Annotated in this window: 16 protein-coding genes; 12 read left to right on the top strand and 4 right to left on the bottom strand. The window is 71.9% G+C overall.

Translation table 11 applies throughout. The features are described 5' to 3' along the window. The first annotated feature begins 430 nt into the window (after positions 1-430). Entirely contained in the window at positions 431-637 is a 207-nt protein-coding gene (locus AB0F10_RS20985; protein WP_360627332.1) for a hypothetical protein, read from the top strand. A gap of 578 nt (positions 638-1,215) precedes the next feature. Further along, positions 1,216-2,778 (top strand): ATP-dependent DNA ligase, encoded by a 1,563-nt coding sequence (locus tag AB0F10_RS20980; RefSeq protein ID WP_360627359.1) that lies wholly within the window; start codon positions 1,216-1,218, stop codon positions 2,776-2,778. A gap of 67 nt (positions 2,779-2,845) precedes the next feature. On the opposite strand, the gene AB0F10_RS20975 is transcribed toward AB0F10_RS20980, so the two are convergent. Then, positions 2,846-3,274, bottom strand: coding sequence for a hypothetical protein (locus tag AB0F10_RS20975; RefSeq protein ID WP_360627329.1), 429 nt, complete (start codon positions 3,272-3,274; stop codon positions 2,846-2,848). A 10-nt stretch (positions 3,275-3,284) separates the two neighbouring features. Beyond that, positions 3,285-4,103 (bottom strand): SURF1 family protein, encoded by an 819-nt coding sequence (locus tag AB0F10_RS20970; protein WP_360627326.1) that lies wholly within the window; start codon positions 4,101-4,103, stop codon positions 3,285-3,287. A 111-nt stretch (positions 4,104-4,214) separates the two neighbouring features. On the opposite strand from AB0F10_RS20970, the gene AB0F10_RS20965 reads away from it, so the two are divergent. Both AB0F10_RS20965 and AB0F10_RS20960 read left to right on the top strand, forming a co-directional pair. Next, on the top strand, positions 4,215-5,675 hold the full coding sequence (locus AB0F10_RS20965; protein ID WP_360627323.1) for a cobyrinate a,c-diamide synthase: 1,461 nt from the start codon (positions 4,215-4,217) through the stop codon (positions 5,673-5,675). A gap of 277 nt (positions 5,676-5,952) precedes the next feature. Beyond that, complete coding sequence (locus tag AB0F10_RS20960; protein ID WP_360627320.1) at positions 5,953-6,555, top strand: TIGR03086 family metal-binding protein; 603 nt, start codon at positions 5,953-5,955, stop codon at positions 6,553-6,555. A 43-nt stretch (positions 6,556-6,598) separates the two neighbouring features. Here the strand turns inward: AB0F10_RS20960 and AB0F10_RS20955 are convergent, their stop codons facing one another. Continuing rightward, positions 6,599-8,749, bottom strand: a complete 2,151-nt coding sequence (locus AB0F10_RS20955; protein WP_360627317.1) for a transglycosylase domain-containing protein — start codon at positions 8,747-8,749, stop codon at positions 6,599-6,601. Between the two features lie 150 nt (positions 8,750-8,899). On the opposite strand from AB0F10_RS20955, the gene cobC reads away from it, so the two are divergent. From cobC to AB0F10_RS20935, 4 genes are read left to right on the top strand one after another with little or no spacing between them, the layout of a single operon-like run. Beyond that, entirely contained in the window at positions 8,900-9,970 is a 1,071-nt protein-coding gene (gene cobC / locus AB0F10_RS20950) for an Rv2231c family pyridoxal phosphate-dependent protein CobC (protein ID WP_360627356.1), read from the top strand. Then, positions 9,967-11,019, top strand: a complete 1,053-nt coding sequence (gene cobT, locus AB0F10_RS20945; protein ID WP_360627314.1) for a nicotinate-nucleotide--dimethylbenzimidazole phosphoribosyltransferase — start codon at positions 9,967-9,969, stop codon at positions 11,017-11,019. Before cobC ends, cobT begins: the two co-directional genes overlap by 4 nt. Beyond that, positions 11,016-12,209: a uroporphyrinogen-III C-methyltransferase gene (gene cobA, locus AB0F10_RS20940; RefSeq protein ID WP_360627311.1), complete on the top strand. Its 1,194-nt coding sequence runs from the start codon at positions 11,016-11,018 to the stop codon at positions 12,207-12,209. Before cobT ends, cobA begins: the two co-directional genes overlap by 4 nt. Positions 12,210-12,237: 28 nt before the next feature. Next, a complete protein-coding gene (locus AB0F10_RS20935) occupies positions 12,238-12,612 on the top strand; it encodes a VOC family protein (RefSeq protein ID WP_360627308.1) in 375 nt (124 codons plus the stop codon). On the opposite strand, the gene AB0F10_RS20930 is transcribed toward AB0F10_RS20935, so the two are convergent. After that, a complete protein-coding gene (locus tag AB0F10_RS20930; RefSeq protein WP_360627305.1) occupies positions 12,609-14,039 on the bottom strand; it encodes a trehalose-6-phosphate synthase in 1,431 nt (476 codons plus the stop codon). The genes AB0F10_RS20935 and AB0F10_RS20930 overlap by 4 nt on opposite strands. A 129-nt stretch (positions 14,040-14,168) precedes the next feature. On the opposite strand from AB0F10_RS20930, the gene AB0F10_RS20925 reads away from it, so the two are divergent. The 4 genes from AB0F10_RS20925 (at position 14,169) to AB0F10_RS20910 (ending at position 17,542) form a co-directional block, all read left to right on the top strand. Further along, the gene (locus tag AB0F10_RS20925) at positions 14,169-14,687 is read left to right on the top strand and encodes a hypothetical protein (RefSeq protein WP_360627302.1); all 519 of its coding nucleotides are present in this window, start codon (positions 14,169-14,171) and stop codon (positions 14,685-14,687) included. A gap of 119 nt (positions 14,688-14,806) precedes the next feature. Beyond that, entirely contained in the window at positions 14,807-16,483 is a 1,677-nt protein-coding gene (gene ettA, locus AB0F10_RS20920; RefSeq protein WP_360627299.1) for an energy-dependent translational throttle protein EttA, read from the top strand. Then, on the top strand, positions 16,476-16,880 hold the full coding sequence (locus AB0F10_RS20915; protein ID WP_360627297.1) for a thioesterase family protein: 405 nt from the start codon (positions 16,476-16,478) through the stop codon (positions 16,878-16,880). The genes ettA and AB0F10_RS20915 overlap by 8 nt, the downstream gene beginning before the upstream one ends. Positions 16,881-16,882: 2 nt before the next feature. Continuing rightward, the gene (locus tag AB0F10_RS20910; RefSeq protein ID WP_360627294.1) at positions 16,883-17,542 is read left to right on the top strand and encodes a hypothetical protein; all 660 of its coding nucleotides are present in this window, start codon (positions 16,883-16,885) and stop codon (positions 17,540-17,542) included. Positions 17,543-17,630 lie beyond the last annotated feature (88 nt).

Genomic DNA, 17,630 nt, shown 5'->3' with positions numbered 1-17,630 from the left:
GCCGGGGTGCCGGGGTGCCGGGGTGCCGGGGTGCCGGGGTGCCGGGGTGCCGGGGTGCCGGGGTGCCGGGGTGCCGGGGTGCCGGGGTGCCGGGGGCGCCGGGGGCGCCGGGGGCGCCGGTCAATGGGCACCGTGGCCACGGTGGACCTGTGCTGCAGTCAGGCAACTCCCTGATCATCCCCGCGCGCCCGCCGCCGAGCGCCGAGCATCCCGCTGCCGGAGGGCCGGCGCTGCCGCGCACTGGCGGTGCCTGAGACGTGCCAGCAGCCGGACTGGCGTCCTCGATGTGGACGGTCAACGACTGCTGGCATAGCGAGCAGAAGATCCCGACCTGGGCGATCGTCGCGGAGGAGCGGCGTAACCGAAATCGGACTCGCTGGATCGGGTGAGTCAGGTGCGGACCCGAGATCAATCCTGTTAGGATTCGAACATGAGTTCGAATGACGCTATCGCGGCGCTCCGCGCCGCCGGCAGTGCTCTGGGGGACGTCGACGTCTCCGGGTGGGACGAGGCCGCCCTCAACGACAAGCTCGCCGAGTTGTCCGACGCCCTGTGCGAGCTTGACGCGCAGGTCAGTCGCGTCGCCGACGCGGTTCGCGCGCGTGGCTACCGGGTCGCGGAGCCGATCGCCGCCTGATCCCGCACCCTGTCCCGGGCCGGCCGCCCGGCGCATCCCTCGGCGACGAGATGCGCCGGCGCCGACCCAATCACCGGGCCAAGCATGGCCCAGCCTCAAGAGTCGAATTAGCTCGGGCGATCGGGCATCGCGAGCCGCGCGCGCCCGCGTCCAAGCTCGCCCGCAGCGCTTCGACGCCGCGTCTGGTCGGTCTGGCGGGTATGTCGGGTGGATCTGGTCGGTCCAGCGGGTGCGCCGGGGTGGATCTGGTAAGTCTGGCGGGTGTGCCAGGCGGCCGGTCGGTCTGGCGGGTGCGCCGGGGTGGATCTGGTAAGTCTGGCGGGTGTGCCAGGCGGCCGGTCGGTCTGGCGGGTGTGCCGGGGTGGATTTGGTCGGTCTGGCGGGTGTGCCAGGCGGGTCCGGTCGGTCTGGCGGGTGCGCTGGGTAGATCTGGTCGGGTTCGGCGGATTCGCACGGCGGATTCTGCTGGCCCGGTAGGTTTACTGGCGATTCAGCTGGTTCGACGGCGGGACGGTGCTGACCGCTTCACGGGGGAGCGTGTCAACACCGGACCGCGAATGTCGTAGGTGGCTGCCAGGATGGGGTTCGTGCAGTTCCTCGACCTGGCAGCCACCTCGGCAGCCGTCTCTGCGACCTCCGGCCGCAAGGCCAAGATCGACCTGCTCGCCGACGCGCTGCGGCGCCTCGAGCCCGATGAGCTGGCCGCCGGTTCCGCCTATCTCGCCGGTGAGTTGAGACAGCGGCAGACCGGCGTTGGCTATGCCGGCCTGCGGGACCGGCCCGACCCGGCCGCCGAGCCCAGTCTCACCGTGGCCGAGGTCGACGCGCGGATCGCGGCCATCTCGGTGGTCTCCGGCACCGGCTCGCAGGCCCGCCGCCGCGACCTGCTCGCCGGGCTCTTCGGCCGGGCCACCGCCGACGAGCAGCGCCTGCTGGTCGGCCTCTTCAGCGGCGAGCTGCGGCAGGGCGCGCAGGCCGGGCTGCTGGCCGATGCCATCGCCCGGGCCGCCGAGGTTCCCGTCACCGCGGTCCGCCGGGCGCTCCTTCTCTGCGGTGACCTCAAGCAGGTGGCCGTCGCCGCGCTGACCGGCGGCGCGGCGGCGCTCGCCGACTTCAGTTTGCGGGTCGGGACCCCGCTGACCCCGATGCTGGCGAGCAGCGCACCGGACGTCGGCGCCGCGCTGTCGGCCACCGGGGCTCCTGCCACCGTCGACGTGAAGCTCGACGGCATCCGCATTCAGGTGCACCGCTCCGGTGACGAAGTGGCGGTCTTCACCCGCAGCCTCGACGACATCACCTCCCGGCTGCCCGACGTCGTCGCCGCGGTGCGGGCGCTGCCGGCGCGGGAGGTGGTGCTCGACGGGGAGGCGATGGCGCTCGACGCGCTGGGGCGGCCCCGGCCGTTTCAGGAGACGTCCAGCCGCGCGGCGACCCGCGGCGCCCGGCGGGGTGGCAAGGGCGGGGCGAGCGAGGGCCCGGCGCTGGTTCCCTACTTCTTCGATCTTCTGCATCTGGACGGCACCGACCTGCTGGACGAGCCGGGCCGGGTGCGCTGGGCGGCGCTCGCCGATGCGCTGCCCGCCGGCCTGATCGTCGGCCGCCGGACGGTCGAGACCGAGGAGCAGGCGGCCGAGGCCTTCGCGGCCGCGCTCGGTGCCGGGCAGGAGGGCATCGTGATCAAGGCGCAGGAGGCGCTTTACGACGTGGGCCGCCGCGGTTCCGCCTGGGTCAAGGTCAAGCCCCGGCACACGCTCGACCTGGTCGTGCTGGCCGTGGAGTGGGGGCACGGCCGGCGTCAGGGCTGGCTGTCCAACCTGCACCTCGGCGCCCGGGATCCGCGCACCGGCGGGTTCGTGATGCTCGGCAAGACCTTCAAGGGCCTCACCGATGAGCTGTTGCGCTGGCAGACCGAGCGGTTCAAGGAGCTGGCCGTCGACGACTCCGGCTGGGTGGTCACGGTCCGGCCCGAGCAGGTGGTGGAGATCGCCTTCGACGGGGTGCAGACGTCCCCGCGATATCCCGGCGGCGTGGCGCTGCGGTTCGCGCGGGTGTTGCGCTACCGCGATGACAAGCGTGCGAAGGATGCGGACACCATCGACATGGTCAAGGCGCTGGGGACGCCTGCGGCTCCGGATGCCTGAACGGCGGTGATGCGGACACCGTCGAAGTGGTCAAGGCGTTTGGAATGGTTGAGCTGCGGGGAGGCGGTCAGAGGGCGGCCAGGGAGCGGACGTAGTTGACCTGCTGGTGGACGTAGGTCACCTGGGACTGGTCCGTCACCGGGATGCGTGCCACGTATTGACGGGTGGCGTTGGTCACCGTCACCTGCACCGTTCCGCGCGGGATGTTCACCTTGACCAGCAGGAACAGCAGGCTGAAGACCGGCACCACGCAAAATCCCACGATCGCCGCGATGATCGCCCAGGTCGGGATCTTCTGCTCGTTGTGCCAGTAGTCGTTGACGGTCCACGTGGAGCCCGCCAGCGGGATGTCGCCCGCCGGCGTGTGCACCACCGTCGACGTCACGCCCATGTCGCCGACCTGCACGATCACCGGGCCAGGCCCCATCGGGCTGACCGGCGGGGGCGGCGTCGGCACGCTCCACGGGTCACTCGCGGCCGGGTCCGGGAAGGTCACCCGATAAACCCTAGTCGCGCCGTTGCGCGCTGGGAACGGTCGTGAGCCGCTGGTCCGCGGCCTCCACCCGGTCCACGCGCTTCTTGGGCGTGTCGCCGTTCGCCTCCTTGCGCGCCTGCCATCCGTACGCCAGGAGTGCCATCAGGGCGAACATCCACCACTGGACCGCGTAGCCGCCGTTCTGCCAGGAGTCCTGGTGCTCGATCGGGATGCTCTCGAAGCCCGGCGCCGGGTCGCTGAGCAGCACGTACGCCCCGTACGTGGGGAAGGGCATCTCCTTCGCCAGCTTGGGCACCGAGATCCGCCTGGTGTCGATCCGCCCGTCGCGGCGCTCGATCGGCGCCGGGCGGCTCTCCGACAGGTGCACCTGGCCGACGACCGTGACCTCGCCGGTCGGCGGGGGCGGCGCCACGGGAGCCGAGACGGCGTCGCCGTTCGCCGAGGGGACCCAGCCGCGGTCGACCAGCACGGCGGTGCCGTCGGCCAGGATCAGCGGCGTGACGATCTCGAAGCCGACGGCGCCGTCGACCGTCCGGCCGCGCGCCTGGATCTCGTGCGCCGGGTCGTAGTGGCCGGTGACCGTGACCTTCGTCCAGGACGCGTCCTCGCCGGGTTTGGCGCCCGCCGTGCCGGGCGCGGCCGGCTTGGCCAGCACGGACGTCAGGGGAACCGCGGGCACGGAGTCGGCGGCGTCGATGCGGGTATTGATCGCGCTGCGTTCCTGATAGCGGTGCAGCTGCCAGTTGCCCAGCATCACCATGACCACCGACGCGGCCACGGTGAGCGCCGCGGCGGCCAGCCAGCGGGGCGTCAGCAGGAACCGGTACACGATCAGAGGCTACCCGGCTCCCGTCGGCGGCTCGCGTCTGGCAGGTAGGGTGCGATGTCCGACGGTCAATATCACGTCGTCGCTGATTTCCGTATCCCCGAGGGAGCCATGATGTCCGCCCACTCGCGCCTGGTGGTGAGTGCACCCTCGTCTGGACATGGCAAGACCGCGATCGCGGTCGGACTGCTCGCCGCCTGCAGCGCGCGGGGCGTCCCGGCCGCCGGCTTCAAGGTCGGCCCCGATCACACCGACGCCGCCTACCTGGGCCTGGCGGCGGGCCGGCCGGGTCGCAACCTGGACCCGCGCCTGGTCGGCGCCCAGCGCATCGCTCCGCTCTTCGCGCACGGCGCGGCCGGATCGCAGGTCTCGGTCATCGAGGGCGCGATGGGCCTGTTCGACAGCCTGACCGGGCAACCCGAGATCGACGGTACGGCCGCGGTCGCCGCCGCCCTGCGCGCGCCGGTGGTGCTGGTGGTCGACGTGGCGGCGATGGGGCATTCGCTGGCGGCGCTGGTGCACGGGTTCCGGATGTTCGACGAGATGGTGCACCTGGGCGGGGTCGTCCTGAACCGGGTCGCGTCGCCGCGGCATGAGGAGATGCTCCGGACCGCGCTGGACGACATCGGCATGCCGGTGCTGGGTGCGCTGCGCCGCGGCGACCTTCCCGCCGTGCTGCCGGCCCGCGCGCAGGGCTCGGTCCCGGTCGCGCACCGCAGCGTGGAGGCGGTCCGCGCGGTGCGCCGGCTGGGCGAGGCCGTCGCGGGCGCTCTCGACCTCGATCGCATTCTCGCGCTCGCCGACGCGGCGCCGCCGCTGCCGGGCCAGGCCTGGTCGCCGGCCGACGCGCTGGCCGAGGGTTCCGGCGAGCCTCCGGTTCCGCCCGAGGGCCGGCCGGTGATCGCGCTGGCCGGCGGGCCGGGAGCCCCTTACACGTACGTGGAGGCGGTGGAGTTGCTGACCGCCGCGGGTGCGGATGTGGCGATCATCGACCCGCTGCGCGACGAGAGCCTGCCGGCGGGCACCCGGGCGCTGCTGATCGGCTCCGCGCTGCCGGAGGGCTACGCGGAGGAGCTTTCCGCGAACCGCCGCCTGTGCGCGGCGGTGTCCCAACTGGCGCACGAGGGCCGCCCGATCATCGCCGAGGGTGTCGGCCTGCCCTGGCTGGGCCGCGACTTCGACGGCCGCCCGATGTGCGGGGTGCTGGAGGTGTCGGCGCAGACCGCGGACCTGACCATCGCGGGTTACCGGGAGGCGACCGCCCCGTCGACGTCCGCGCTGGCCCCGGCCGGCGCGCGGATCACCGGGTACAAGCAGCACCGGGCGATCGTGGCGCCGCGCGCCGGGCAGGTGCCGGCCTGGACCTGGGCGGGTGGCAATCCGGAGGGCTTCGTGTGGCGGCAGGTGCATGCGTCGCAGCTGGGGCTGCATTGGGCGGGCGCGCCGGAGATCGCGCGCCGGCTGGTCGCGGCGGCGCTGGGGCTCGTGCCGAACGCTGCGCCGGCCCAGCCGGAGGATGACGATCCCGGCGAGAAGACCCTCTCCCTGTCGGCGATCACCCTGCCGCAGGCCTGAGCGGGTGCGCGCAGGCTCGGCGTTCACCCTGCCGCGGGCCTGAGCGCGTGCGCGAAGGCTTTCACCCTGCCGCAGGCCTGAGCGGCTGCGCGCAGGCTCGGCGTTCACCCCGCCGCAGGTCTGAGTGAGTTTGCGCAGGTGAGGACGGCTGGCCCGGGGAGCGGCGGGCGGCGGGCGCCGAAGCGCCGGCGCAGTCGGCGATGACCCACTCGGAGTCCGGCGATTGTCGCATCCCGGCCGTACGGTGAGGGGGTTCCGCGAGAAAGGGAGCACCGCCGTGGCCGATCGTGTCCCCCTGGATTTCTTCCCGCCGGTCCGCAAGATCCGGGCCTTGCTGCTGGGCGTCACCGACGACCATCTGAGCTCTCCGACCCCCTGCCCCGACTGGTCGGTCGGGGATCTGCTCGATCACCTGATGGGGCTCTCCTGGGCGTTCACGCAGGCCGCGCAGAAGACCGAGGCGTCCGGCACCGACTCCGCGCCGCCGCGGCCCTGCGCCGCCAACCTGTCGTCACACTGGCGCAGCCGGCTTCCGGTCGTCCTCGAGGAGCTGGCGATCGCGTGGCGGGTGCCGGCGGCGTGGGAGGGCACGGCCCGGGCGGGCGGCGTCACCATGCCGGCGACGGCCATCGGCTCGTTCGCGATCAACGAATTGATCATGCATGGCTGGGACCTGGCCCGGGCCACCGGCCAGGAATATGCCGCCGATCCGCGGATCCTGGAGCAGTTGATCGAGTTTCTGTCCCAGGGACCGCGGGAGGGCACCCCCGGGCTGTTCGGCCCGGCGGTGGAGGTTGGCGACGAGGCCGATCTGCTCGAGCAGGCGGTCGGCCTGGCCGGCCGCGACCCGCATTGGCGGCCGATCTCGTCGGCGCACTGAGGTAGGCGCACTGAGCTAGGCGCACTGAGCTAGGCGCACTGAGCTATCGGCCGTGGACCATCTCGGCCGGCGGCGGGTTGAACTTCAGCTTGGGCTGACCCTTGAGCGCGTCCTTCAGCGTCTGCGCCACCGTGAATTTCGAGATCGTGCCCCGGCTGGTGCCCACCGTGTTGTCCGGGTTGTCGGGGTCCGCCACGAAGGCCGCCGCCGCCAACTGGGGGGTGAAGCCGCAGAACCACGCGCTCCGGTTGCTGTCGGTGGTGCCGCTCTTGCCCGCCACCGGCCGGTTCATCACCGCGTGCACCATGGGGGAGGTCTCCCACCCGCCGCAACTGCCCTTTGCCGCGCCGTAGCCCGTCACGCAGCGCGCCGCGTCCGTCGCGGCCTGTGCCACTTCCGGGCGCACCGCCTGGTGGCAGCGGGGCCCGGCGACCTTCTTGCCCTGGTACGACAGCGAGGTGCCGTCCCGGGTGTTGATCATGCGGACGGGCAGCGGCTCGCAGTACTTGCCCTCGGCGGCCAGCGTCGCGAAGACGTTCGCCATCTCGATCGGCGTCACGTCGCTGACGCCCAGCGTGAACGCGCCCCAGCCGTTGGCGTGGTCCGGGCCCGCGAGGGTCCGGTCGATCTCGGTGCGCCACTTCAGGCCGAGCCGCTCCGCCATCCGGACCGCCTTCTCGGCGCCGACCTTCTGTTCGAGCTGCACGAAGTACGTGTTCACGGACTTGCCGAAGCCGCTCCACATGTTCTGCCGCCCGGTCATCGAGGCGCTGGCGTTCTTCGGGCACCAGTGCCGTCCGCAGGTCGCCGGGCCGGGCGCCGTGATGTATTTCGACACGTAGCGTTCCGGGGCGTTGAAGGCCGTGTCCAGCGGCATGCCGTCGTCCAGCGCCGCCAGCATCGTGAAGATCTTGAAGGTCGATCCGGCCTGGTAGCCCGCCATGTCGCCACCGCCGAGCAGGGGGTTGACCGTGTTCGGGTAGTTGCCCTTGATGTGGTGGCGCTTCCGGCGGTCGCTGTGCTCGCCGTTCTTCTTCTGGCTCAGCGAGTATTTGCGGTTCACCGCCATCGCCTTGATCCGGCCGGTGCCGGGCTCGATGACGACCTCGCCGTGCGCGTAGACGCTGCGCCGCTTCTCCTTGTCCAGGACGTGCTTCATCGCCGAGTGCTGGATCTCCGGGTCGATGCTGGTGACGACCTTGTAGCCGCCGCGGCGCAGGTTCTCCAGGCGTTCCCGCGCGGTCCTGCCGAACGCGGGCTGCTCCATCCACCAGTTGCGCAGGTAGTCGCAGAAGAAGCCCCAGTCGTTGTGCTTCCTCGGCACCGAGACGCAGTCGTTCGGCGGGGTGGTCAGGTGCAGCTCGATCCTGGTCTTCTTGGCCGCGGCCGCCTGTGCCGGGGTGATCGAGCCGATCTTGGCCATCTGGTCGATGACGTAGTCGCGCCGCTCGGTCGCCGCGGTCTGGTCGTTGGTCGCCGGGTCGTACGCGGACGGCGCCTTGACCAGCCCGGCGAGCAGGGCCGCCTCGGTCAGCGTCAGCTCCTTCGGCTCCTTGGAGAAGAAGACCTCGGAGGCGGCGAAGATCCCGTACGCGCGGTGCCCGAAGTACGCCGAGTTGAGGTACTTCTCGAGGATCTCCGCCTTCGAGATCCGCTTCTCCAGTTCGAGCGCGAGCCGCATCTCCCGCAGTTTGCGCGCCGTGGTCTGCTCGGTCGCCTTGAGGGCCTGGGTCGGGGTCCTGGCGCCGTCGCGCAGCGCCATCCGCACGTACTGCATGGTCAGCGTCGAGGCGCCCTGCGAGACGCCGCCGGCCTGCTGGTTCGCGACGAAGGCCCGGGCGACGCCCTTGGCGTCGACGCCGTTGTGCTCGTAGAAGCGGCTGTCCTCGGACGCCACGATGGCCTTGGTGATGTACGGCGACATCTCCGTGATGGAGACGGGACGGCGGTGCTCCTCGTAGAACGTGGTCAGCAGGGTCCGGCCGTCGTTCGCGTACACGTAGGTGGTCTGCGCCGAGGGCACCTCGATGAGCTCCTCGGGCATGTTCTGCAGCGCGTCGGCGCCGTCCTTCGCGGCGGCACCGGCGAGCGCGACCAGGGGGAAGATCAGGGCGGCGACCGCTACCCCCGCGATGAGCCCGGCCCGGACGAGCGGGGTGATCCGTCCAGCTTTGGCGAGTCCGCTCTTCGTCACTTCTCGAAGGTATGACAAAACCGCTCATGTCCTGACGGAACGGCCGAAGTATTCCGGCGGACTACGTCCGGCATGCTGGGCTGTGTGACCCCTTCCGTGGATCTTCATCCTCAAGGTGACGCCGCCCCCGGACCGGCCGTACCCGAACGGGTGGACGCCGCCGGCGCCGATGATTGTGATCTGCATCATCACGGCGACGCCGAGGTCGCGCCCGGGCTGATCGACCTCGCGGTCAACGTGCGCCGCCAGCCGATGCCGCCCTGGCTGGCCGGCCCGATCCACGCGGCGCTGGCGGACCTGGCCGCGTACCCGGATCACACCCGGGCGACCGCGGCCGTCGCGGCGCGGCACGGCCGCGAGCCCGGCGAGGTGCTGCTCACCGCCGGCGCGGCCCAGGCGTTCGTGCTGATCGCGCAGGCGCTGCGCGACGCCCGGCGCCCGGTCGTGGTGCATCCACAGTTCACCGAGCCGGAGGCGGCGCTGCGCAACGCCGGGCACGCCGTCGACCGGGTGCTGCTGCGCGAGGCCGACGGCTTCCGGCTCGACCCGGCCCTGGTGCCGCCGGACGCCGACCTCGTCTTCGTCGGCAATCCAACCAACCCGACGTCGGTGCTGCACCCGGCCGCCGACATCGCCGCGCTGGCCCGACCGGGCCGGGTGCTGGTCGTGGACGAGGCGTTCGCCGACACGACGTTCCGGCCGGGGCAGGCCGGCGAGCCCGAGTCGCTCGCCGGGCGCCGCGACGTGCCCGGCCTGGTCGTGCTGCGCAGCCTCACCAAGACCTGGGGGCTGGCCGGGCTGCGGATCGGCTATGTGCTCGGCCCGGCCGGCCTGCTGGCCCGGCTCGCCGCCGCGCAGCCGCTCTGGGCGGTCTCGACGCCGGCCCTCGCGGCGGCCGAGGCCTGCGCGGGGCCGGTCGCCGTCGCCGCGGAGCGCGGGATCGCGGCGGAACTCGCCCGGGAACGCGACCATCTGGTCGCCCGCCTCGCCGACGTGCCGGACGTCACTGTCGCGGGCACGCCGGCCAGCGCGTTCGTCGCGCTGCGCGTGGCGGGTGCCGCCGAGGTCCGCCTTGAACTGCGCAAACGCGGGTACGCGGTGCGGCGCGGCGACACCTTCCCGGGGCTGGGCGCCGACTGGCTGCGGATTGCGGTGCGCGACACTGCCACCACAGACGCGTTTGTCGCGACACTGGTTGATGTGCTGAAGGAGCGACAGTGACCCTGGAGACCACCCTCGCCGCGATCGCGCCCGCCGACGAGCAGGCCATGTCCGCCGCCCGCGACCTGCAGGCCCGCCTGACCAAGCCGGCGGGCTCGCTGGGCCTCCTCGAGGACGTGTCCGTCCGCCTGGCCGGGCTGTCCGGCGCCTGCCCGCCCCCGCTGCCGGAGCCGGCGGCGATCGCGGTCTTCGCCGGGGACCACGGCGTGCACGCCCAGGGCGTCACGCCCTGGCCGCAGGAGGTCACCGCGCAGATGGTGGCCAACTTCGTGGCCGGCGGCGCGGTGATCAACGCCTTCGCCCGTCAGGTCGGCGCCTCGCTGATGGTGGTGGACGTGGGCGTCGCGATCCCGCTGCACGGCGGCGACAACCTGCTCGACGCGAACGTCCGGCGCGGCACCCGCGACCTGAGCGCCGAGCCGGCGATGACCACCGACGAGGCCCGCGCGGCACTCGAGGTGGGCATCTCGGTGGCCGGCGCGCTGATCGACGGCGGGGCTAAGTGCCTGCTCACCGGGGACATGGGCATCGCCAACACGACCCCGGCGGCGGCCCTGATCGCCGCGTTCACCGGCGCGGACCCGGCCGTGGTCACCGGCCGAGGCACCGGCATCGACGACGAGACCCACGCCCGCAAGATCGCCGTGATCGAGGCCGCCCTCGACCGGCACGCGCCCGATCCCGCCGAGCCCCTCGCCACGCTGGCCGCCGTCGGCGGCCTCGAGCACGCCGCGCTCGCCGGCTTCATCCTCGGTGCCGCCGCGCGCCGGGTTCCGGTGATCGTCGACGGCGTGATCGCCGGCTCCGCCGCGGTGGTGGCCGCCGCGTTCGCCCCCGACGCCGTCGTCGCGATGGTCGCCGGGCACCGGTCGGCCGAGCCCGGCGCGACTGTCGCGCTCGCCCACCTCGGCCTCACCCCGCTGCTCGACCTGGGCCTGCGGCTCGGCGAGGGCACCGGCGCGGCGCTCGCCCTGCCGATCGTCGCCGGCGCGGTCCGGGTGCTGCACGACGTGGCCACGTTCGACTCGGCGGGAGTCTCGGAGAAGTGAATCTCTACCCCTTGGCGTTGAAGCTGGACGGCCGGCGGGTACTGGTCGTCGGCGGTGGCGCGGTGGCGACCCGGCGGATGCCGGCCCTGCTCTCGGCCGGTGCCCGGGTCGACGTGGTCGCCCCCGAGCTGACTCCCGCGCTGCGGGCACACGTGGAGGCCGGGCGGCTGACCTGGCGGGAGCGGCGGTTCACGGCGTCCGACGTGGACGGCGCCTGGCTGGTGCAGGTGGCGGTCGACGACCCGGAGGCGGCGGCCGAGGTCAGCGTGGCGGCCGAGCAGCGCGGCGTGTTCTGCGTACGCGCGGACGACCGCGCCGCGGCCAGCGCCTGGACCCCCGCGGTGACCCGGCACGACCAGGTCACGGTCGCGGTGACCGACGGCGGCGACCGCAAGCGCGCCCTGGCCGTGCGCGACCAGATCGCCGCCGCCCTGGAGGCCACCCCGCCGCGGGAGCGGGAGTCGCTCAAGGGGCACGTCGCGCTGGTCGGCAGCGGGCCGGGCGACCCGGAGCTCATCACGGTCAAGGGCCGGCGCCTGCTCGCCCGCGCCGACGTCGTGGTGGCCGACCGGCTCGCCCCGGGCATGCTGCTGGACGAGCTGCGCCCCGACGTCGAGCTGGTCGACGCGGCGAAGATCCCCTACGGCGCCTCGGTGGCGCAGGAGGAGATCAACCGGATCATCGTCGAGCGGGCCCTGGCCGGCGCCTTCGTCGTACGGCTCAAGGGCGGCGACCCGTTCGTCTTCGGCCGCGGCGGCGAGGAGGTCGTCGCGTGCGCGAAGGCGGGCGTGCCGGTGACGGTGGTGCCGGGCGTGACCAGCTCGATCGCCGCCCCGGCGCTGGCCGGCATCCCGGTGACCCATCGCGGGGTGGCGCACGAGTTCACCGTCGTCTCCGGGCACGTGCCGCCGGAGAGCGCCGAGTCGCTGGTCGACTGGGCGGCGCTGGCCCGGCTCCGCGGCACCCTGGTCGTCCTGATGGGCCTCAAGAACCTGCCGAAGATCGCCGCCCGGCTGGTCGCCGAGGGCCGGGCCGCCGACACTCCGGCCGCGATCGTGCAGGAGGGCACCACCGACTCGCAGCGGGTGCTGCACAGCACGCTCGCAGAGGTGGCGGCGGCCGCCGCGGAGGCGGGCATCCGGCCGCCCGCGGTGGTGGTGGTCGGAGACGTCGTCACGGTGCTGGGATAGTCGCCGGGGCGCTGGGTACGTCACAGGAATGAGTGAGCGACCGCACATGACATTGTCCGGGATCGTGCTCGACTCCCCGGACGCGAGAGAACTCGCCGCGTTCTATCAGCGGCTGCTGGGCTGGAACGTCGTGCAGGACGGGACCGAGTGGGTCACCCTGGGCGCGCCCAACGGGTGCCCGGGGCTCTCGTTCCAGACCGATCCCGGCTACGTGCGACCGGTCTGGCCCGCCGGCCCCGGCGACCAGCAGATGAGCGTCCACCTCGACATCCGCGTCGTGGACCTGGAGCTGGCCGCCGCGCACGCGGAGAAGGCCGGGGCCACCAGGGCCGACTTCCAGCCGCAGGAGGACGTCCGGGTCTATCTCGACCCGGACGGCCATCCCTTCTGTCTCTTCCGCTAGCCCGCCTGGGGTTCCGGCTCCAGGTCCGGCTCCGGCTCCTTTTCGATGACGCCGAGCTCGTTGAGGAACGTCCGCGCCCACTCCGCGACGTCGTGGGTACGCAGGTGCCGCTGCATGACGCGCATCCGTCGCTTCAGCTCGGACGACTCGGCGCCGACGGCGCGCAGCAGCGCGTCCTTGACGCCGTCCGGGTCGTGCGGATTGCAGAGGTACGCCTGCCGCAGCTCGGTCGCGGCGCCGGCGAACTCGCTGAGCACCAGCGCGCCGCCGCCACGGCCCCGGCAGGCCACATACTCCTTGGCGACCAGGTTCATGCCGTCGCGCAGCGGCGTCACCATCATGACGTCGGCGGCGAGGTAGAGCGCGGCCAGCTCGGTGCGGCTGTATGACTGGTGCAGGTAGTGCACCGCCGGCATGCCGACCCGGCCGAACTCGCCGTTGATCCGGCCGACCTCGCGCTCCACCTTTACCCGCAGCGTCTGGTAGTGCTCGACGCGCTCCCGGCTCGGCGTCGCGACCTGCACCATCACGGCCTCGGGCACCGTCAGCTTGCCGTCGGCGAGCAGCTCACGGAACGCCTTGAGGCGCAGCTCGATGCCCTTGGTGTAGTCCAGCCGGTCGACGCCGAGGATGACCGTCTCCGGGTCGCCCAGCTCGGCGCGGATCTGCTTGGCGCGGGCCTGCACGGCCGGGTCGGCCGCCATCCGCTCCATGTCCGCGGTGTCGATGCTGATCGGGAACGCCCCGGCCTTGACCTTGCGGCCGTCGACCTGGATCGACTGGCCCTCGTAGCGAAGGCCGAGCAGGTGCCGGGCCAGCCGGACGAAGTTCTGCGCCGCCAGCCGCTGCTGGAAGCCGACCAGGTCCGCGCCCAGCAGCCCGCGCAGGATCTCGGCGCGGAACGGCATCTGCATGAAGAGCTCGATCGGCGGGAACGGGATGTGCAGGAAGAAGCCGATCCGCAGGTCGGGCCGCATCTCCCGGAGCATCGCCGGCACCAGTTGCAGCTGGTAGTCCTGCACCCAGACGGTGGCGCCCTCGGCCGCCACGTCGGCGGCGGCCTGCGCGAACCGCTGGTTGACGATCCGGTACGCCTCCCGCCAGCGGCGCTTGTAGACCGGCGTCTCGACGGCGTCGTGGTAGAGCGGCCAGATCGTCGCGTTCGACTGGCCCTCGTAGTAGCGCTCGAGCTCCTCGGAGCTCAGCGGCACGGGATGAATCTTGATGCCCTCGAGCTCGAACGGCTCGGGCGCCTCCCCGGCCCCGCCGGCCCATCCGATCCACGTGCCCCGCTGCTCGGCCAGCACCGGATGCAGGGCGGTGACGAGTCCGCCCGGGCTAGGACGCCATTGCCGCTCGCCGTCGACCATGACCTCGTCGACGGGCAGGCGGTTGGCGACCACAACAAAGGAACTTCGTTCGGCCACGCTGAGTGCACCTCCGGGTCGTTCTGGGTTCCCGCTCACGAGCCTACTGTGCGTAGCCGGTTGGGGCGTGCCCAGCCACCTTCCAGCCGCGCGGTAATGCCTCTGGCGGGAGGGTGCCATCCTTGGCCGGTGAGCCTGTCCGATGATCTTCCACCGCCGCGCCGGCCGCTGTTCTTTCCTGTGGTCATCGCCACCGTTTTCCTGAGCATCATCGCGATGTCGGCGGGTCTGGTGCTGGGCTCCCACCACAAGCCGCCACGGGCGCCGGAGGGGCCCGCGAACGGCTATGTACCCACCGAGACGGCCGCTTCCGCCATCGCGTGCCCACCTGAGATGCACGACACTGCCCGCCGGCTGGGCTACAACGTGACCCTGACCCAGGTGCTAAGGGTCCGGGTGGAGAGCACCGGCACCACGGTGTGGATCTGCCAGGACGAGGCGGCGCGGCTGTATTACCAGGCCAACCGGGGCGGCTACGAGAAGACGTGGATCGAGGGGAAGACCGCGCTGTTCCTGCCGAATGTCGTCAAGGAGGACGACGGCTACCACGCCACCGCCGACGACGGGAACACCTTCGCCGTCAACGAGCGGCGGCTGGAGATCGTGCGGAACGGCAAGCTGCAGACCTGGGACGTCACGCCGGAGTGATCTCGCCGGGGAATCCCGCCCGGCCCGACGGGGTTGTTGTAGGTGGCCGGCGAGCGACCTGGAAAGATTGACCTCTCGTCCGGCAATCCGGAATCCCGATCACGGAGGTAGGCCGCACCGTGGCCCAGTTCATCTACGTCCTGGAAAAGGCGCGCAAAGCGCACGGCGACAAGGTCGTGCTCGACAATGTGACGCTGAACTTCCTCCCCGGCGTCAAGATCGGTGTGGTCGGCCCCAACGGCGCCGGTAAGTCCAGCCTGTTGAAGATCATGGCCGGGCTGGACACCGTGAGCAACGGCGACGCGCGCCTGATGCCGGGCTACACCGTCGGCATGCTCGCCCAGGAGCCCCCGCTCAACGAGACCAAGACCGTCCTCGGCAACATCGAGGAGGCCGTCGCGGAGACGAAGGCCAAGCTCGAGCGGTTCAACAAGATCGCCGAGCAGATGGCCACCGACTACACCGACGAGCTCATGGAGGAGATGGGCAAGCTCCAGGAGGAGCTCGACCACTCCAACGCCTGGGACGTCGACTCCCAGCTCGAGCTCGCCATGGACGCCCTGCGCTGCCCGCCGCCGGACGCCGACGTCACCCAGCTCTCCGGTGGTGAGCGCCGCCGCGTCGCGCTGTGCAAGCTGCTGCTCGAGGCGCCCGACCTGCTGCTGCTCGACGAGCCGACCAACCACCTGGACGCCGAGAGCGTGCAGTGGCTGGAGCAGCACCTGGCGAAGTACGCCGGCACGGTCATCGCGATCACGCACGACCGCTACTTCCTCGACAACGTCGCCACCTGGATCCTCGAGCTCGACCGGGGCCGCGCGTTCCCCTACGAGGGCAACTACTCGACGTACCTGGACAAGAAGGCCGCCCGCCTGCAGTTGCAGGGCCGCAAGGACCAGAAGCTGCAGAAGCGCCTCACCGACGAGCTCGAGTGGGTCCGTTCCAACGCGAAGGCCCGCCAGACCAAGTCCAAGGCGCGCCTCGAGCGCTACGAGGAGATGGCCAACGAGGCGGAGAAGACCCGCAAGCTGGACTTCGAGGAGATCCAGATCCCGCCGGGCCCGCGCCTGGGCAGCACGGTGATCGAGTCGAAGGACCTGGTCAAGGGCTTCGACGACCGGGTGCTCATCGACCGGCTGTCGTTCTCGCTGCCGCGCAACGGCATCGTCGGCATCATCGGCCCGAACGGCGTCGGCAAGACCACGCTGTTCAAGACCATCGTCGGGCTGGAGAAGCCGGACTCGGGCTCGGTGCGGGTCGGCGAGACGGTCAAGCTTTCCTACGTCGACCAGAACCGCTCCGGCCTCGACGGCACGAAGACCGTCTGGGAGGTCGTCTCGGACGGGCTCGACCACATGATGGTCGGCAAGGTCGAGATGCCGTCCCGGGCTTACGTCGCGGCGTTCGGCTTCAAGGGGCCCGACCAGCAGAAGCCGGTCAAGGTGCTCTCCGGCGGCGAGCGCAACCGGCTCAACCTCGCGATGACGCTCAAGATCGGCGGCAACGTGATCCTGCTCGACGAGCCGACGAACGACCTGGACGTCGAGACGCTGTCCAGCCTGGAGAACGCGCTGCTGGAGTTCCCGGGCTGCGCCGTGGTCATCTCCCACGACCGGATGTTCCTGGACCGGGTCTCCACCCACATGCTCGCGTGGGAGGGCACCGAGGAGGACCCGGACAACTGGTTCTGGTTCGAGGGCAACTACGACGCGTACGAGAAGAACAAGATCGACCGTCTGGGTGCCGACGCGGCCCGGCCGCACCGCGTCACCTACCGCAAGCTGACGCGTGACTAGGTTCATCTACGACGTGGCCGTGCGCTGGTCCGACATGGACGCGTACGGCCACGTCAACAACGCGCGCTTCCTCACCCTCTACGAGGAGGCGCGCGTCGCCATGTTCTTCGTCGGCGCGCGGGCGCAGGGCCTCACCTCGTTCGAGGACGGCATCGTCATCTCCCGGCAGGAGATCGACTACCTGCGCCCGGTCGACTACGGCGACGCCGTCCGCATCGAGATGTGGGTCTCCCGGCTGAAGGCGGCGAGCTTCACGGTCTCCTACGAGCTGTTCGACGGCGGCGTGCTCGCGGGCCGGGCCAGCTCGGTCTGCGTGCCTTACAACCTGGCCGAGCAGTTTCCGCGCCGGCTGACCGGCCCGGAGCACGACTTCCTCGAGCCGTACCTGGAGGCCTGAGGATGACCGCGCACGGGATCACCGGGGTGGCGGACGCCGGCGCCTTCCTGGCCCGGCTGGTCCGGCTGGACCGGCAGGTGCCGGTCCGGCTGCGGTCGTCGGGGGAGCGCACCGCGCTCTGGGCGCTGCTGCCCTGGGGCGTGCTGGTCACCCGCGAGGTGGCCGGCCCCGGCCCCGGCGACGCGACCGTGTCGGCCGCCGCGCTGCTGGCCGGGCTCTCGGAGCGGAGCCTCGATCTGCCGGCCCGCCGCGACTCCGACTGGCGCTGGCCGCTGCCGCCGGCCCGGTCCACGGTGGTCGAGTCGGTGGCGACCGCGGAGGTGAGCCGGCTGGCGAAGGCGGCGGCGGGCACGCTGCGCGAGGTGACCGCGGGCGGCCTCGCGGGCCGCGCGGTGGGTCAGCGCGTGGTCCGCGACGCGTTGCTCGATCACGTCGCGCTCGTCGTCGCCGCGCCCGAGGCCGGCCCGATCGAGGTGTCGCAGCGACTCGTTCAGGCGAGCACGCGGATGGGCTTCCTCGGTCCGGCCGATGAGGACGCTCTATGCGTACGCGTATGCGTTGCCGGACGCTGGGTGGGACTTTCCGCACCATATGGAGTCGCGTGGCTACAGCCGGTCAAAGAATTGACCGTTATGCCTATAGGGGGTCACCCAAAAGGGTGATGATGCATCGTTCCTCCGGTCGCGCCCTCCCTTTGAGGGGATGACCTCCGCGACCTGTACGGGTACCGTCGCCCCGGGGTCCACCGCT

Origin of the sequence: Actinoplanes sp. NPDC026623 (assembly GCF_040638275.1) — a bacterium.
Taxonomy (GTDB): Bacteria; Actinomycetota; Actinomycetes; order Mycobacteriales; family Micromonosporaceae; genus Actinoplanes.
Note: the sequence above shows the minus strand (reverse complement) of the source record. Positions and strands in the feature narration are given on the sequence as shown.

What these genes read in the sequence shown, in the direction of transcription:
- AB0F10_RS20985 (WP_360627332.1), top strand. Translation starts at nt 431, where the DNA reads ATGAGTTCGAATGACGCTATCGCGGCGCTCCGCGCCGCCGGCAGTGCT.
- AB0F10_RS20980 (WP_360627359.1), top strand. Translation starts at nt 1,216, where the DNA reads ATGGGGTTCGTGCAGTTCCTCGACCTGGCAGCCACCTCGGCAGCCGTC.
- AB0F10_RS20965 (WP_360627323.1), top strand. Translation starts at nt 4,215, where the DNA reads ATGTCCGCCCACTCGCGCCTGGTGGTGAGTGCACCCTCGTCTGGACAT.
- AB0F10_RS20935 (WP_360627308.1), top strand. Translation starts at nt 12,238, where the DNA reads ATGAGTGAGCGACCGCACATGACATTGTCCGGGATCGTGCTCGACTCC.
- AB0F10_RS20910 (WP_360627294.1), top strand. Translation starts at nt 16,883, where the DNA reads ATGACCGCGCACGGGATCACCGGGGTGGCGGACGCCGGCGCCTTCCTG.